Origin of the sequence: Pseudomonas sp. Irchel s3h17 (assembly GCF_900187505.1) — a bacterium.
Taxonomy (GTDB): Bacteria; Pseudomonadota; Gammaproteobacteria; order Pseudomonadales; family Pseudomonadaceae; genus Aquipseudomonas.
On sequence record NZ_FYDL01000004.1, the window covers coordinates 117,594 to 133,351 of the forward strand.

Below are 15,758 nucleotides of genomic sequence, written 5' to 3' on the forward strand. Positions count from 1 at the left end.
CTTAATCGACAAGGATGTTTATCTTGCGCCTCTTTTTCCGTGTGCTGTTACTGATCGCGGCCCTGCTGCTGGTCGCGCTGGCCGTGGTGCTGTACTACGTTGCCAACCCGAAACTACCGGTCTATACGCCCGCCCAGCAGGTGCATTACCTGCCGCAATGGAGCGCCGACGACCGTCAGACGTTCTATTTCACGCCCCAGGGTACCCAGGTCAAGGGCTTGCGCTACACCTGGTTCAACGCCCTTGAACTGCCGTTTTCGCAGCAACGCTTCGCCGCGCCCGAGTACCTGGCGCGCTTCGGCTTCCTGGTGGATCCGGCGCAAAAAGCCACGCCAGGCAACCCTGGAAACCTGCCGGTAGGCTTCACCCGCCATCAGAATTCCGGCAGCAAAGAAGAGTTTCTGGATATTACCTGTGCCGCCTGCCACACCGGAGAACTGCGATTCAAAGGCCAGGCCGTGCGTATCGATGGCGGTACCGCACAACATGTACTGCCCTCCAGCGTTCCGACACTGCGAGGCGGCAGCTTCGGCCAGGCGCTGGTCGCCAGCCTGGCCTCGACCTACTACAACCCGTGGAAATTCGAGCGTTTCGCCCGCAATGTGCTGGGCCAGGACTACGACGCCGGGCACTCGCAACTGCGCCAGGACGTCAAGACGTCACTGGACATCTTCCTCGGCGTCGCCTGGAACGATACCCATCGCGGTCTCTACCCGACCGAAGAAGGCCCCGGGCGCACCGACGCGTTCGGACGTATCGCCAACGCCGCCTTCGGCGACGCCATTTCCCCCGACAACTACCGCGTCGCCAACGCCCCGGTGGACTATCCGCAGCTCTGGGACATCTGGACTTTCGACTGGGTGCAATGGAACGGCTCGGCCCAGCAACCGATGGCACGCAATGTCGGCGAAGCCCTGGGTGTCGGTGCGACGCTGAACTTCTTCGATGCCAATGGCCAGCCGCTCAAGGGCGACGACCGCTACCCCTCCAGCGTCCGTGTGCGTGACTTGCACCTGATCGAAGAAACCCTCAAACGCCTCCAGCCGCCCGCCTGGCCCGAAACACTGTTTGGCGAAATCGACAAGCCGCTGGCGGCCCAGGGGCGTGCGCTGTTCGCCGAAAACTGCGCTGGCTGCCATGTTCCGAGCGTGGCCCAGGCCAACGGGCGACCGGAGAAGAAACTGAAAATGCTCCCGGTCGAGGTGATTGGCACCGACCCGGGTGCGGCCAACAATATTGCCAACCACCGGTTCGATCTCCGTTCATTGCAATGGGACCCGGCGGAACTGGCCAACCTTGATGTCAAGCTGCAGCCCGCGCCCGAGGAACCGCTGGACCTGAGCCAGCTCTCGGTCGCCAAAGGCCTGGCCTACGTCACCGCTTTCGTTGAGCGCCGCGCTTACCGCGAAGCCAGTGTCACGCCCGAGGAACGTCCGGCCATGGACGGTTTTGGCCTGCCGATCGGGGTGCGCGAAAAGACTGCCTACAAAGCCCGGCCCCTGGCGGGTGTATGGGCAACGGCGCCCTTCCTGCATAACGGATCGGTGCCAAGCATTTACCAGCTGCTCTCACCCCAGGATGAACGGGCGAGCACTTTCTATAAAGGCACCTTCGAGTACGACCCCAAGCATCTGGGGTATCGCACCCAAGCCTTTGCCAACGGCTTTGAGTTCGACACGCGAATCACCGGCAACCACAACAGCGGTCACGAATTCCGTGCCGGCGAACGCGGCAACGGGGTCATCGGACGCTTGCTGCAACCACAGGAGCGCTGGGCACTGCTGGAGTACCTGAAAGTGCTTGGCGGTCCGCTGGAGGCGCAACTGCCATGACCCTCGATTTGGACCCAAGGAGTTTTGCATGTTGATGACACTGTGGTTGCGCATGTGCGTTCTGCTGGGCAAGGCCGTGCTGTTTGTGGTGGGCCTCGGCCTGCTGGGCTGGGCCGTGGCAACCGGCTGGTCTGCCTGGCAGCACCGTGGGCCCGTGTCTGCCCTGGAGCAGATACCCGCCGACGAAGCGGCGATGACCCGGGATGTCATTCAGACGGCCGTGCGCATCGTCGACTCGCACCGGGAGAACACCCGCTACTTGCGTGACGCCCACGCCAAGGCTCACGGCTGCCTGAACGCTGAAGTCCAGGTCCTGGGGGACCTGACGCCCGAACTGCGCCAGGGCGTTTTCAGCGAGGCCGGCAAGACCTGGCAAGCCACCCTGCGCCTGTCCAATGGCAGCCCCTACCCGCAATTCGACAGCCTGCGCGATGCCCGGGGCATGGCGATCAAATTGCTCGATGTGCCGGGTACGCAGTTGCTCAAGGATCGGCAAAGCCGTGGCGAACAGGATTTCGTGATGTTCAATCACCCGAACTTCTTCGTCAGCGATGTCGCCGAATACCGTCAGAACGTCGCCGCGCAGGCTGACGGCAAGAAAGTGATGGCGTTTTTCCCCGGCTGGGATCCCCGGACCTGGCAGGTTCGCCACCTGTTCATCGCCCTGGCGACACTGGCGCCCGCACCGGCCAGCCCGACCCAGACCACCTACTTTTCGGTGTCACCCTACAAGTTCGGCAGCGCCAATGCGAAATTTCGTGTCGCGCCGGACCCGGACAACTGCCCGGTCTACACCCTGCCCCCGCAGAATCAGGCACTGCCCAACTTCCTGCGCAGTGCACTGACCCAACAACTGTCGACGGATCGGGTTCCGGCCTGCTTTGTCCTGCAGATCCAGCGCCAGGACCCGAGCCAGTACATGCCGATCGAAGACACCAGCATTGAATGGCGCGAAAGCGATGCACCGTTTGAAACCGTGGCACGGATCAGGATTCCCGCCCAGGACTTCGACACGCCGGCGCAGAATCTGCAATGCGACAACCGGTCATTCAACCCCTGGTTCGGCCTTGAAGCCCATCGCCCGATTGGCGGCATCAACCGATTGCGCAAAGCGGTGTATGAAGCCGTCAGCGACTACCGGCACGCGCGCAACGCCGAACAATAGCGCAACCTGAAGCCGGCCTGTCCACAGTGCCGGCTTCAGCCCCATCAAGGCTCAGTAGCGCGCGTCAACCGGCTTGCCACCCTCAGGCCAGTCCTTGACCTTGTCCGGGAAGTCCGGACGAGGCTGATGCGAGAAGTACTCCGCGACGTCCACCGCCTCCTGATCGGAAAGCCCACCCTGCCCCAGCGGGAACTGCTCGTGAAAGCCCACTGGCATGTTGCGTTTGACGAACGCCGCGGCGGTGTAGGTCCGCGCCATGCCCGCGCCGATATTGAACGACTCGTCGCCCCAGAGCGGCGGGAACACCCACTCTCCATTGGCACGCTTCAGGCCTTCGCCCGCTGCGCCATGACACACCGCACATTGCTTGGCATACACCCGTTGACCGTTGTCCCGGTCGGGCTTGATCGCCGTGTCGACTTTGCCGACGCCACGCCCGGCAACTTTGTCCCCGGGCAGGGTGTTGCGCTTCATCCAGTCGAAGTAGGCAATCATCGCCTGCATGTCCGCCGACTGTACGGGAAGCGGTTGCCCATTCATCGAGCGCCGGAAGCAACCATTGATCCGGTCGGCCAGGGTGATCTGCCGGCCCGCGCGCGGCGCGTAACCCGGGAAGAATGCCGACACTCCGACAAAGGGCGAGCCGTCCGCGACGGTGCCCGCGTTGAGATGGCAACTGGTGCAGTTCAGGGCGTTGCCCACGTTGTCCGGCAACAGAGCCTTGGTTTGCAGGTGCAGGCGCATGCCACGCACCACCTGCTGCGCATTGGGCGCGACCAGCATGTCGGCCAGGCGAGGCGTTTCAAAGGTTGAAGGGTCGGTGACCGGCTTGAGCTGCCCGCGCATCTGTTTGACCTGGGCGGCGCTGATCGCCGAGCCACTGTTGCCCCAGCTTGCGCGCACGAAACTGAGGATTTCGGCGATTTCCTGATCGGACAGCCGGGCAAACCCGGGCATGGTATAGACCCGGGGGTGGGTCAGGGTTTCGGCGGTTTTCCAGCCCGTCAGGGTGATGTGCAGTAACGACGCCGGGTCGGCCGAGGCTACGCTCGGATTACCCGCCAGCGGCGGGAACATCGCATTCACACCGCCACCGTCCGGACGATGACAGTCGGCACAAAACTGCGTGTAGCCCAGGCCGCCGCGGCTGCTGAACAGCGTCGCCGGAGGTTCAGCCGGGGCAAGCGGCAGGGCTTGCGGCGGCAAGTCATCTTTGCCGGCCGGCAGGGACTTGAGGTAGGTCGCGATCGCGATCAGATCGTCGTCGGTAAAATGCTGGGTGCTGTGATGGATCACCTCAGCCATGTTGCCCGACACCGTGGCAAAGCGATTTTGCCCGGTCTTGAGCAATTGCACCGTGTCGTCGACGGTCCACAGGTTACGCAAGCTGAGCGCGCGCCACTGTTCCACGGTTTCCCCGGCCAGATAGTGCTCGCCGCTGGAACCGGCATCGCTCATGGCCTTCTCCTGGAAGGCAATGCCTCGCGGCGTATGGCAAGCACCACAGTGCCCCAGGCCCTGCACCAGATAGGCGCCACGGTTCACTCGCTGATCCTTGGCCGGGTCGGGTACGAAGGGCGTGTGATCGACAAACAGCCGATTCCAGAACCACAGCCCCCAGCGCTGGTTGAACGGCCAGCTCATGTCCGCCTGTAGATTGGCCTGTTTGACAGGGGTGACCCCTTGCAGCAGATAGGCATACAGGGCCCGCATGTCCGTTTCGCTCATTTTCGCGTAGGACGGATAAGGCATTGCCGGGTAAAGGTTATCGCCCGCCGGCGTGACACCTTCACGCATGGCACGGTCGAACTGCTCGAACGTATAGCGGCCGATTCCGGTCTCCGGGTCCGGGGTAATGTTGCTGGAGTACAGCGTGCCCATCGGTGTTTTCAACTCCAGGCCACCGGCCATGACCGCGCCACCCTTGGCGGTGTGGCAGGCAATGCAGTCGCCGAGCTGGGCGACATACTTGCCCTGCTCGATCAGCGTACCAGGCTGGGTTGCCGCTGCCGAAGCCGGCTCACTGGCGTTGAGTTGATGCACAAACAACAACGACGAGACCAGCATGGCCAGTCGCGGCAAATTCAGATCCATTGAAACACCCCTTTTGGGTCTGGCGACGGGTCGTCCCGTTGGCCAGTTTCCTATTGGTTTTTATCGGCTCATCAGCCAAGAACCGGGACCTGCAAGTCCCACTTTGTTTCTATAGGAATTGGCCGGGGTGGCCGTTGACATGAATCATTGGAGAGCGTGTATGCCGGACAATCGAATGACCGGGCATGTGCAGGAATTGGGGGGAAAGGCAGGAAACAGGCCGTTGCGGGGGACTCGACAGGCGGCAAGCGCTTGCCTTGAGCAAACCCCAGACAGCAAAAAGCCCGCATTGAGCGGGCTTTCCGTGGTGACCTGGCGTTCAGTGTTCCAGGTTACCGAATATGGCGCAGCGGACGGGACTCGAACCCGCGACCCCCGGCGTGACAGGCCGGTATTCTAACCGACTGAACTACCGCTGCGCGTAGCGTTGAAAGTAAATGGTGGGTGATGACGGGATCGAACCGCCGACATTCTGCTTGTAAGGCAGACGCTCTCCCAGCTGAGCTAATCACCCTTTACCTTCGTTGCGGGGCACATTATGCCACAGGTTTTCATAAAGTGTTGATTTAATTGAAATATTTTTCAAAAAATCTGAAAACCGGTGAAACGATGCATCCTGCAGGAACAACAGACAGAAAAAAACCCGCGTGAGCGGGCTTTTCCGTGGTGACCTGGCGTTCAGCGTTCCAGGTTACCGAATATGGCGCAGCGGACGGGACTCGAACCCGCGACCCCCGGCGTGACAGGCCGGTATTCTAACCGACTGAACTACCGCTGCGCGTAACACTTGAAACGAATGGTGGGTGATGACGGGATCGAACCGCCGACATTCTGCTTGTAAGGCAGACGCTCTCCCAGCTGAGCTAATCACCCTTCGCTTCGGTGTGGCGCGCATTCTACGGAGCGACCCAACCTCTGGCAAGCACTTTTTTAAATAATTTTCTCAGGCCTTCCAAAGGCTTAGCGAAGGGTTGGCCTATGACGCCGCGCGGAGAATAATGCCCCCCTTTGTATAAAGGAGAGACTCACCCCATGTGGTTCAAAAACCTGCTTATCTATCGCCTGACCCAAGATCTGCCTTTTGATGCTGAGGCGCTGGAAACTGCACTGGCCACCAAACTGGCGCGTCCATGTGCAAGCCAGGAGTTGACCACCTACGGTTTCGTCGCGCCGTTCGGCAAAGGCGAAGATGCCCCACTGGTGCATGTCAGCGGCGATTTCCTGCTGATTGCCGCACGCAAGGAAGAACGCATTCTGCCAGGCAGCGTCGTACGTGACGCCGTCAAGGAAAAGGTCGAAGAGATCGAAGCCGAGCAAATGCGCAAGGTCTATAAGAAGGAGCGTGATCAGATCAAGGATGAAATCATCCAGGCCTTCCTGCCGCGCGCCTTTATCCGTCGCTCCTCGACCTTCGCCGCCATTGCGCCGAAACAGGGCCTGATCCTGGTCAACTCGGCCAGCCCGAAACGTGCCGAAGACCTGCTCTCCACCCTGCGCGAAGTGATCGGCTCACTGCCCGTGCGCCCACTGACCGTGAAGATGTCCCCGACCGCGACCATGACGGAGTGGGTCACCACCCAGAAAGCCGCGGACGACTTCTTTGTGCTGGACGAGTGCGAACTGCGCGACACCCACGAAGACGGCGGCATCGTGCGCTGCAAGCGTCAGGACCTGACCAGCGAAGAAATCCAGTTGCACCTGAGCACTGGCAAAGTGGTGACTCAGCTGTCCCTGGCCTGGCAAGACAAGCTGTCTTTCGTGCTCGACGACAAGATGGTGGTCAAGCGCCTGAAATTCGAAGACCTGCTGCAGGACCAGGCTGAACAGGACGGCGGCGATGAGGCCCTTGGCCAACTGGATGCCAGCTTCACCCTGATGATGCTGACTTTCGGCGATTTCCTCCCGGCGCTGGTTGAAGCACTGGGCGGTGAAGAGACTCCGCAAGGCATCTGATTCGTCGATACAGACGAAGCCTGACAGGCCCCGTGCAAACGCCACCGCTTCGGTGGCGTTTGCACATGACCGGCAACAGATTACCCACGTAACTTGATCGCCAGGTTAATAATGGGCACTATACTGCGCATCGCGAGGACGACCTCGCGGCTCGATCGAATCATTAATCTGGGGACGGCCCCATCAATCGATGGAGGTTTCCATGTCCTGGATCATTCTGTTTTTCGCTGGCCTGTTTGAAGTCGGCTGGGCCGTTGGCCTGAAGTACACCGACGGCTTCACGCGCCCTCTTCCCACCGCCCTGACCGTTATCGCCATGGCCATCAGCCTTGGCCTGCTGGGCCTGGCGATGAAGGAATTGCCGCTGGGCACGGCCTATGCGATCTGGACCGGTGTCGGCGCCATAGGCACGGTGATCGCCGGGATCATCCTGTTCGGTGAGTCCATGGCGTTGTTCCGCCTGGCCAGCGTCGCACTGATCATTGCCGGGTTGGTCGGTTTGAAAGTCAGCGCCGCCTGACACACAAAAACGCCCGCGGATTGCGGGCGTTTTTTTATCCGGCATCCCTCAACGAACCGCTCCCCGCAACTCCCCCACCGCCGCCTGCAACTGCGCCGGCTGCGCTACTTGCGCCGCCATCGGCGGACCGGCGACCAGGGTCACCCGTGACCACAAACGGTGGAAAAAGCCCTTGTCCGGATCGCGACTGAAGAAACTGCCCCACAGCCCCTGCAGGGCCAATGGAATCACCGGCACCGGTGTCTCTTCCAGAATCCGCGTCAGCCCGCCCTTGAACTCATCGATCTCGCCATCGGCGGTCAACTTGCCTTCCGGGAAGATGCACACCAACTCGCCGTCCTTCAGGTACTGGGCAATGCGCTTGAAGGCGCTTTCGTAGATCTGGATATCTTCCTGACGCCCGGCAATCGGAATCGTCCCGGCGGTACGGAAGATGAAGTTCAGCACCGGCAGGTTGTAGATCTTGTAATACATCACAAAGCGAATCGGCCGACGCACTGCGCCCCCAATCAGCAACGCGTCGACGAACGAAACGTGATTGCACACCAGCAACGCGGCCCCCTCATCGGGAATCAACTCGAGGTTGCGATGCTGCACGCGGTACATGGAATGACTGAGCAGCCAGATCATGAAGCGCATGCTGAATTCGGGGACGATTTTGAAGATATAGGCATTCACGCCGATGTTGAGCAGTGACACCACCAGGAACAGCTGAGGGATGGACAGTTCAGCGAGGCTGAGCAACACCATCGAGACGATCGCCGAAACCACCATGAACAGCGCGTTGAGGATGTTGTTGGCCGCGATCACCCGCGCTCGTTCGTGTTCCGCGGTGCGCGACTGGATCAGCGCATACAGCGGCACGATGTAGAAGCCGCCGAAGACCCCCAGGCCGAGAATATCCAGCAGCACCCACCAGGCGTGGCCGAAACCAAGCACTTCGACCCAGCCATGGCCCTGCTCGCTGGGCGCAATACCGCCGGAGTGCCACCACAGCAGCAAGCCGAATACGGTCAGGCCAAAGGAGCCAAACGGCACCAGGCCGATCTCCACCTTGCGCCCGGAGAGCTTCTCACAGAGCATCGAACCCAGCGCGATACCGACCGAGAACACCGTGAGAATCAGCGTCACCACCGTCTCGTCGCCGTGCATCCACTCTTTGGCGTAGGCCGGGATTTGCGTCAGGTAAATCGCCCCGACGAACCAGAACCACGAGTTGCCGACAATCGAGCGCGACACCGCTGGCGTCTGCCCCAGGCCCAGGCGCAAGGTCGCCCAGGACTGCCGGAAAATATTCCAGTCCAGCCGCAGTTCCGGGCTGGACGCCGCCGCACGGGGAATGCCGCGGCTGGCCAGGTAACCCAGCACGGCGACACCGATGATCGCCGTGGAGACGATGGGCGCGTAGTCACTGGACGACATCATGATCCCGGCGCCAATGGTCCCGGCCAGAATGGCCAGGAAGGTGCCCATTTCCACCAGGCCGTTACCGCCGACCAGTTCTTCTTCGCGTAATGCCTGGGGCAGGATCGAGTACTTCACCGGACCGAACAGCGCCGAGTGAGTGCCCATCGCGAACAATGCCAGCAGCATCAGCCAAAGATGATCGAACAGGAAACCCACGGCACCGACCGCCATGATGGCGATTTCACCGAGCTTGATCAGGCGGATCAACGCGTCCTTGGCGAACTTTTCACCGAACTGGCCAGCCAGCGCCGAGAACAGAAAGAACGGCAGGATGAACAGTAACGCACAGAGGTTGACCCAGATCGAACGATCACCTTCGAGGGTCAGCTTGTACAGAATGGCGAGAATCAACGACTGCTTGAAGAGGTTGTCGTTGAACGCACCGAGCGATTGGGTGACAAAAAACGGCAGGAACCGCCGTTTGCGAAGCAAGGTGAACTGCGAGGGGTGACTCATCTTCCATGTTCCTGAGTGGCCTGGATGCTCTTATAGGAATGTCACACAGCGATCCAGGCCACAACCATAGCTAAACTTTGCTGACTATTTCTTCAAACCGGCGATGCACGGCGAGACAAACAACTCACCACGCCAGGCGCCCTGCAGCGTGCGCCGGGAAACGATCAACCACATCACTGCCAATGCGATGACCAATACGCTGCCAAAAATACTGAAGAAACTCAGGTTCAGCGTGCTCGCCAGTTTCAACGTCGCCAGCGAGTAGACCCCCAGCGGGAAGGTAAACCCCCACCAGCCGAGGTTGAAAGGGATGCCTTCACGCAAGTAACGCAGGGTGATCAGCACGGCCATGAGCATCCACCACAGGCCAAAGCCCCACAGCGTGATCCCGGCGATCAGGCCCAACCCGGCGGCCACTTCACCGATCCCCGGCAACCCATTGGCGGCGAAGATCGCCGGCGCGTCACCGCCCAGCAGCAACATACCCAGTGCCCCGGTACCAATCGGCCCCAGCGCCAGCCAACTCGATGCCGCCATGTTCTCGTGGGGCAACTTGTGCAGGGCCATGCGCAACACGAGGATCGTCAGCACACTGAACGCCACCGGCAGCGAGAACGCCCACAATACATAGCTGGTGGTCAGCATCACCAGTTGCCCATGAGCGTCGGCCAGGTGCGGTGCAAGTAGCCCGCCGCTGGCTGCCGCGACTTCTGCCGCCACTACGGGCAACAGCCATACGGCCGTCATCTGGTCGATGCTGTGCTCCTGGCGGGTGAACATCATGTACGGGATCAGGATGCCGCAGGCCAGCGACATCGCAACGTCCAGCCACCACAACACCTCGGCCACTGGCACCACGCCCTGCCCCCAGCGGGGCAAACCGAACACCAGCATGCCGTTGATGATGGTCGCCAGTCCCATGGGAATGGTGCCGAAAAACATCGACACGGTGGAGTGCCCGAAAATCCTCCGCGCCTCGTCGAAGAACAGTACCCAGCGCGCTGCATACAAACCACTGAACAGCAGGAACAGGAAGATATTGAACATCCACAGGCCTTCGGCGAAGGCATGCACGCCGGGGATCGAAACTGGCAGCTGGGCGAGTGCCAACGCCAGCACCCCGGTGCCCATGGTGGCGGCAAACCAGTTCGGGGTGAACTGGCGAATGGCTTCCAGCGGATGGTGCAAATGACTCAAGGGTCGAACGAGGGTTTGGCTGCTGTTAGGGCATTGCATGATGAACTCCTGTCCTCGGGTGAGGTTGAGCCCATGGTAGAACTGAATCGAATATCTATATAACGGGTAATATCTCTAACTGTTATCTGTTTTGCAGATATAGAGCCTAGACACTGCCCTCCGCCTCTATCACCAGGACCCGGGCCGGCCCTTGCGGATGGGCAACGTGCTCGGTGCCCACCGCTGCATAGAAGATATCGCCGACCTCCAGCATCGTGGCCTGCTCGACACCGTTCTCCCGATAGCGCATCTGTACTTGCCCATCGAGCACGACAAACACTTCCTGGCCGTCGTTGACGTGCCAGATGTAAGGCTGATCGGTCCAGTGCAAACGGGTGGTGATGCCGTTCATATTGGCGATATCCAGCGCCGCCCAAGGGCGGTCACCGGTAAAGGACTGGCTGCGGATGATCTTCATGGCGGGGTCGATCCTTCGATAATCAGGGGCGGTCGAACGTCAGGCGCCAAGGCTAACCCAATCCCCCCTGTCGTGGCTGGCGAAGGTGCCTGTGGCACCGGCATTCACGCTGCCGATATCCCGCTGCGACACCCCGCCACGCTGAGACCATGGTCGACACTGACGCAGCCTGTGCATCGTGCGAGACTGTCCGAACGGGCTGGAGTCCCGTGTGTCTTTTGCCGGGAGTTCCCATGTCGCTGTCCAGCGGGCTGATTGCCGCCGTCGCCCTGGCCTATATGGCCATCATGTTCGCCATCGCCTTCTATGGCGACCGCCGCAGTACGCCACTGCCGCCGCGAATGCGTGCCTGGGTGTACAGCCTGTCGCTGGCCGTCTATTGCACCAGCTGGACCTTCTTTGGCGCGGTGGGTCAGGCCGCCGAACAACTCTGGTCATTTTTGCCGATCTACCTGGGGCCGATCCTGCTGCTGCTTGGCGCACCGTGGGTCCTGCAAAAAATGGTGATGATCAGCAAGCAGGAAAACATCACCTCGATTGCCGACTTCATTGCCGCGCGCTATGGCAAATCCCAGTCACTGGCGGTGGTGGTGGCGCTGATCTGCCTGGTCGGCGTGTTGCCCTATATCGCCTTGCAACTCAAGGGCATCGTGCTGGGGGTCAACCTGCTGATCGGTGCCGGCGCCGATGCCATGGGCACCCGCGCCCAGGACACGGCGTTGATCGTGTCGTTGATTCTGGCGCTGTTCACCATCGTGTTCGGTACCCGCAACCTCGATGCCACCGAACACCACCGTGGCATGGTGCTGGCGATTGCCTTCGAATCGCTGGTCAAGCTGCTCGCTTTCCTGGCGGTGGGAGCGTTCGTTACTTACGGCCTGTACGACGGTTTCGACGACCTGTTCGACCAGGCCATGCTCGCCCCTCGCCTGGAGCAATACTGGAAAGAAACCATCAACTGGCCCTCGATGGTGGTGCAGACCGGCGTCGCGATGATGGCCATTATCTGCCTGCCCCGGCAGTTCCATGTCACGGTGGTGGAGAACATCGAACCCCAGGACCTGCGCCTGGCGAAGTGGGTGTTCCCCGCCTACCTGGCGCTGGCCGCCCTATTCGTGGTGCCGATCGCCCTGGCCGGGCAGATGCTGTTGCCCAGCTCGGTGCTGCCTGACTCCTTCGTGATCAGCCTGCCGCTGGCCCAGTCCCACCCGGCATTGGCGCTGCTGGCCTTTATCGGCGGCGCCTCGGCCGCCACCGGCATGGTGATCGTGGCCAGCGTGGCCTTGTCGACCATGGTCTCCAACGACATGCTGCTGCCCTGGCTGCTGCGCCGCAAGAATGCCGAGCGGCCGTTCGAAGTGTTCCGTCACTGGATGCTGTCGGTACGTCGCGTCAGCATCGTGGTGATCCTGCTGCTGGCCTATGTGGCCTATCGCTTGCTCGGCTCGACGGCCAGCCTGGCCACCATCGGGCAGATCGCCTTTGCCGCGGTCACTCAACTGGCACCGGCCATGCTCGGCGCCCTGTACTGGAAACAGGCCAACCGCCGCGGGGTGTTTGCCGGTCTCGCCGCCGGGACCTTCCTCTGGTTCTACACGCTGATCCTGCCGATTGCCGCCCACAGCATGGGTTGGTCGCTGAACAGTTTTCCAGGGCTGGGCTGGCTGGACAGCAACCCGCTGAACCTGCCGATTACCCCTCTGACCCAAGGGGTGGTGCTGTCGCTGGCCGGCAACTTCACCCTGTTTGCCTGGGTCTCGGTGCTGTCGCGCACCCGGGTCTCGGAACACTGGCAGGCAGGCCGCTTCATCGGCCAAGAGATCAGCGCCCGCCCCAGCGCCCGCTCGATGCTGGCGGTACAGATCAACGACCTGCTGCAACTGGCGGCGCGCTTTGTCGGCGAGGAACGCGCACGGCAAAGCTTCATCCGCTTCGCTTACCGCCAGGGCAAGGGCTTCAACCCGAACTTGAACGCCGATGGCGAATGGATCGCCCACACCGAACGCCTGCTGGCCGGTGTACTGGGGGCCTCTTCGACCCGGGCCGTGGTAAAGGCCGCCATCGAAGGCCGGGAAATGCAGCTCGAGGACGTGGTGCGGATTGCCGACGAAGCCTCCGAAGTGCTGCAGTTCAACCGCGCACTGCTGCAAGGTGCGATCGAGAACATTACCCAAGGTATCAGCGTGGTCGACCAGTCGCTCAAGCTGGTGGCCTGGAACCGTCGCTACCTCGAACTCTTCAACTACCCGGACGGCCTGATCAGCGTCGGCCGGCCGATTGCCGACATTATTCGGCACAATGCCGAACGCGGCCTGTGCGGCCCCGGCGAAGCGGAAGTCCACGTCGCCCGACGCCTGCACTGGATGCGCCAGGGCCGCGCCCACACCTCCGAGCGCCTGTTCCCCAATGGCCGGGTGATCGAGTTGATCGGCAACCCGATGCCAGGGGGTGGCTTTGTCATGAGCTTCACCGACATTACCGCGTTCCGTGAAGCCGAGCAGGCGCTGACCGAAGCCAACGAAGGGCTGGAACGGCGAGTCACCGAGCGCACCCATGAGCTGTCGCAACTCAATGTCGCCCTGACCGAAGCCAAAGGCACCGCCGAACTGGCCAACCAGTCCAAGACCCGTTTTCTCGCCGCGGTCAGCCACGACCTGATGCAACCACTGAATGCGGCGCGCCTGTTCTCCGCCGCCCTCTCCCACCGCGATGAAGAGCTGTCACCCGAAACCCAGCAGCTGGTGCAGCACCTGGACAGCTCGCTACGCTCGGCCGAGGACCTGATCAGTGACCTGCTCGACATCTCGCGCCTGGAGAACGGCAAGATCAACCCGGAGCGCAAACCGTTCGTGCTCAACGAGCTGTTCGATACCCTGGGTGCCGAGTTCAAGGCATTGGCCCGCGACCAGGGCCTGGAGTTCCGCTTGCGCGGCAGCCACTTGCGGATCGACAGTGACATCAAGTTGCTGCGCCGCGTGCTGCAGAATTTCCTGACCAATGCCTTCCGCTATGCCAAAGGCCCCGTACTGCTGGGCGTGCGCCGCAAGGGCGAGCAACTGTGCCTGGAAGTCTGGGACCGGGGCCCGGGCATTCCGGAAGACAAGCGCCAGGTCATCTTCGAAGAGTTCAAGCGCCTCGACAGCCACCAGACCCGCGCCGAAAAAGGCCTGGGCCTGGGCCTGGCGATTGCCGACGGTTTATGCCGGGTGCTGGGCCATCGACTGCAAGTGCGCTCCTGGTCCGGCAAAGGCAGCGTGTTCAGTGTCAGCGTACCGCTGGCCCGCGCTCAAGCGAGTGCGCCCGGTAAAGTGGCGGAACTCAACGGCCAGTTGCCGAGCGGGGCACAGGTACTGTGCATCGACAACGAGGACAGCATTCTGATCGGCATGAACAGCCTGCTCTCGCGCTGGGGCTGCCAGGTGTACACCGCGCGTAATCGTGAGGAGTGTGCCGCCTTGCTCAACGACGGCATGCGCCCGCAACTGGCGCTGGTGGATTACCACCTCGACGAGGGCGAGACCGGCACCGAGCTGATGGCCTGGCTACGTACCCAACTGGCCGAGCCGGTACCGGGCGTGGTGATCAGTGCCGATGGACGACCGGAGATGATTGCCCAGGTGCATGCGGCAGGCCTGGACTACCTGGCCAAACCGGTGAAGCCGGCGGCGCTGCGCGCCTTGTTGAGTCGGCATTTGCCGTTGTAGTCGACACCTCTGGGAAAGGACAGATAACCCGTGGCGAGGGAGCTTGCTCCCGCTCGGTTGCGCAGCAACCGTAAAACCGATGGATGCGGTGTGTCTGAGACAGCGGGCAGGACGCATTCAGGGGCGCTTCACGCCCCAGCGGGAGCAAGCTCCCTCGCCACAGGGAACCCCGATTGCCCGCTCCAGGCCTGGACTACCTGGCCAAACCGGTGAAACCGGCGGCGCTGCGCGCCTTGTTGAGTCGGCATTTGCCGTTGTAGTCGACACACCGAGGAAAGGACAGCCAACCCATGGCGAGGGCGCTTGCTCCCGCTCGGTTGCGCAGCAACCGTAAAACCGATGGATGCGGTGTGCCTGAGACAACGGGCTGGACGCTTTCAGGGGCGCTTCGCACCCCAGCGGGAGCAAGCTCCCTCGCCACAGGGAAAGCCGATTGCCCACTCCAGGCCTGGACTACCTGGCCAAACCGGTGAAGCCGGCGGCGCTGCGCGCCCTGTTGAGCCGGCATTTGCCGTTGTAGTCGACACACCGAGGAAGGGACAGCCAACCCGTGGCGAGGGAGCTTGCTCCCGCTCGGTTGCGCAGCAACCGTACAACCGATGGATGCGGTGTGCCTGAGACAACGGGCTGGACGCTTTCAGGGGCGCTTCGCGCCCCAGCGGGAGCAAGCTCCCTCGCCACAGGGAACCCCGATTGCCCGCTCCAGGCCTGGACTACCTGGCCAAACCGGTGAAACCGGCGGCGCTGCGCGCCTTGTTGAGCCGGCATTTGCCGTTGTAGTCGACACACCGAGGAAGGGACAGCCAACCCGTGGCGAGGGAGCTTGCTCCCGCTCGGTTGCGCAGCAACCGTAAAACCGATGCATGCGGTGTGCCTGAGACAACGGGCTGGACGCTTTCAGGGGCGCTTCGCA

General features: G+C 61.8%; 9 protein-coding genes, 4 tRNA genes and 2 pseudogenes. 7 read left to right on the top strand and 8 right to left on the bottom strand.

From position 1 onward, the window contains the following. Positions 1–23: 23 nt before the first annotated feature. Both CKW25_RS06575 and CKW25_RS06580 read left to right on the top strand, forming a co-directional pair. Positions 24–1,832, top strand: coding sequence for a di-heme-cytochrome C peroxidase (locus tag CKW25_RS06575; RefSeq protein ID WP_095078379.1), 1,809 nt, complete (start codon positions 24–26; stop codon positions 1,830–1,832). Positions 1,833–1,860: 28 nt separating this feature from the next. Continuing rightward, a complete protein-coding gene (locus CKW25_RS06580) occupies positions 1,861–2,997 on the top strand; it encodes a catalase family protein (RefSeq protein ID WP_095078380.1) in 1,137 nt (378 codons plus the stop codon). A gap of 51 nt (positions 2,998–3,048) precedes the next feature. Here CKW25_RS06580 and CKW25_RS06585 read toward each other — a convergent pair whose 3' ends face one another. The 5 genes from CKW25_RS06585 to CKW25_RS06605 all read right to left on the bottom strand — a co-directional run bounded on the left by CKW25_RS06585 (position 3,049) and on the right by CKW25_RS06605 (position 5,964). Beyond that, on the bottom strand, positions 3,049–5,091 hold the full coding sequence (locus tag CKW25_RS06585; RefSeq protein WP_095078381.1) for a c-type cytochrome: 2,043 nt from the start codon (positions 5,089–5,091) through the stop codon (positions 3,049–3,051). Positions 5,092–5,433: 342 nt separating this feature from the next. Continuing rightward, positions 5,434–5,510 (bottom strand) — tRNA-Asp (locus tag CKW25_RS06590). A gap of 19 nt (positions 5,511–5,529) precedes the next feature. Continuing rightward, positions 5,530–5,605 (bottom strand) — tRNA-Val (locus CKW25_RS06595). Positions 5,606–5,792: 187 nt separating this feature from the next. Next, positions 5,793–5,869 (bottom strand) — tRNA-Asp (locus tag CKW25_RS06600). A 19-nt stretch (positions 5,870–5,888) separates the two neighbouring features. Next, positions 5,889–5,964: transfer RNA gene (locus CKW25_RS06605), tRNA-Val, on the bottom strand. A 159-nt stretch (positions 5,965–6,123) separates the two neighbouring features. Between CKW25_RS06605 and rdgC the strand changes: the two genes are divergently transcribed. Together rdgC and sugE are read left to right on the top strand one after the other, a co-directional pair. Beyond that, on the top strand, positions 6,124–7,044 hold the full coding sequence (gene rdgC / locus CKW25_RS06610; RefSeq protein ID WP_007936132.1) for a recombination-associated protein RdgC: 921 nt from the start codon (positions 6,124–6,126) through the stop codon (positions 7,042–7,044). Positions 7,045–7,246: 202 nt separating this feature from the next. Next, positions 7,247–7,564 carry a quaternary ammonium compound efflux SMR transporter SugE gene (sugE, locus tag CKW25_RS06615; protein WP_095078382.1) on the top strand — a complete coding sequence of 106 codons (318 nt, stop codon included), beginning with the start codon at positions 7,247–7,249 and terminating at the stop codon, positions 7,562–7,564. Positions 7,565–7,612: 48 nt separating this feature from the next. Here the strand turns inward: sugE and CKW25_RS06620 are convergent, their stop codons facing one another. The 3 genes from CKW25_RS06620 to CKW25_RS06630 form a co-directional block, all read right to left on the bottom strand. Then, a complete protein-coding gene (locus tag CKW25_RS06620; protein WP_095078383.1) occupies positions 7,613–9,487 on the bottom strand; it encodes an MFS transporter in 1,875 nt (624 codons plus the stop codon). 84 nt (positions 9,488–9,571) lie between these two features. Further along, complete coding sequence (locus CKW25_RS06625; RefSeq protein WP_095078384.1) at positions 9,572–10,723, bottom strand: TDT family transporter; 1,152 nt, start codon at positions 10,721–10,723, stop codon at positions 9,572–9,574. Between the two features lie 106 nt (positions 10,724–10,829). Further along, positions 10,830–11,141, bottom strand: coding sequence for a cupin (locus CKW25_RS06630; protein ID WP_095078385.1), 312 nt, complete (start codon positions 11,139–11,141; stop codon positions 10,830–10,832). Between the two features lie 233 nt (positions 11,142–11,374). Between CKW25_RS06630 and CKW25_RS06635 the strand changes: the two genes are divergently transcribed. From CKW25_RS06635 to CKW25_RS27335, 3 genes and pseudogenes are all read left to right on the top strand, one after another. Further along, positions 11,375–14,845: a PAS domain-containing hybrid sensor histidine kinase/response regulator gene (locus CKW25_RS06635; protein ID WP_095078386.1), complete on the top strand. Its 3,471-nt coding sequence runs from the start codon at positions 11,375–11,377 to the stop codon at positions 14,843–14,845. A gap of 445 nt (positions 14,846–15,290) precedes the next feature. Beyond that, a pseudogene (locus CKW25_RS27330) lies at positions 15,291–15,365 on the top strand (hypothetical protein); the annotation flags it as partial. A 179-nt stretch (positions 15,366–15,544) separates the two neighbouring features. Then, positions 15,545–15,625 (top strand): annotated as a pseudogene (locus CKW25_RS27335) (hypothetical protein); the annotation flags it as partial. Positions 15,626–15,758: the final 133 nt, after the last annotated feature.

Excerpts from the sequence above, each read along its gene's own strand:
- sugE (WP_095078382.1), top strand. The coding sequence starts at position 7,247 with ATGTCCTGGATCATTCTGTTTTTCGCTGGCCTGTTTGAAGTCGGCTGG.
- CKW25_RS06620 (WP_095078383.1), bottom strand. The coding sequence starts at position 9,487 with ATGAGTCACCCCTCGCAGTTCACCTTGCTTCGCAAACGGCGGTTCCTG.
- rdgC (WP_007936132.1), top strand. The coding sequence starts at position 6,124 with ATGTGGTTCAAAAACCTGCTTATCTATCGCCTGACCCAAGATCTGCCT.
- CKW25_RS06630 (WP_095078385.1), bottom strand. The coding sequence starts at position 11,141 with ATGAAGATCATCCGCAGCCAGTCCTTTACCGGTGACCGCCCTTGGGCG.
- CKW25_RS06580 (WP_095078380.1), top strand. The coding sequence starts at position 1,861 with ATGTTGATGACACTGTGGTTGCGCATGTGCGTTCTGCTGGGCAAGGCC.
- CKW25_RS06635 (WP_095078386.1), top strand. The coding sequence starts at position 11,375 with ATGTCGCTGTCCAGCGGGCTGATTGCCGCCGTCGCCCTGGCCTATATG.
- CKW25_RS06625 (WP_095078384.1), bottom strand. The coding sequence starts at position 10,723 with ATGCAATGCCCTAACAGCAGCCAAACCCTCGTTCGACCCTTGAGTCAT.
- CKW25_RS06585 (WP_095078381.1), bottom strand. The coding sequence starts at position 5,091 with ATGGATCTGAATTTGCCGCGACTGGCCATGCTGGTCTCGTCGTTGTTG.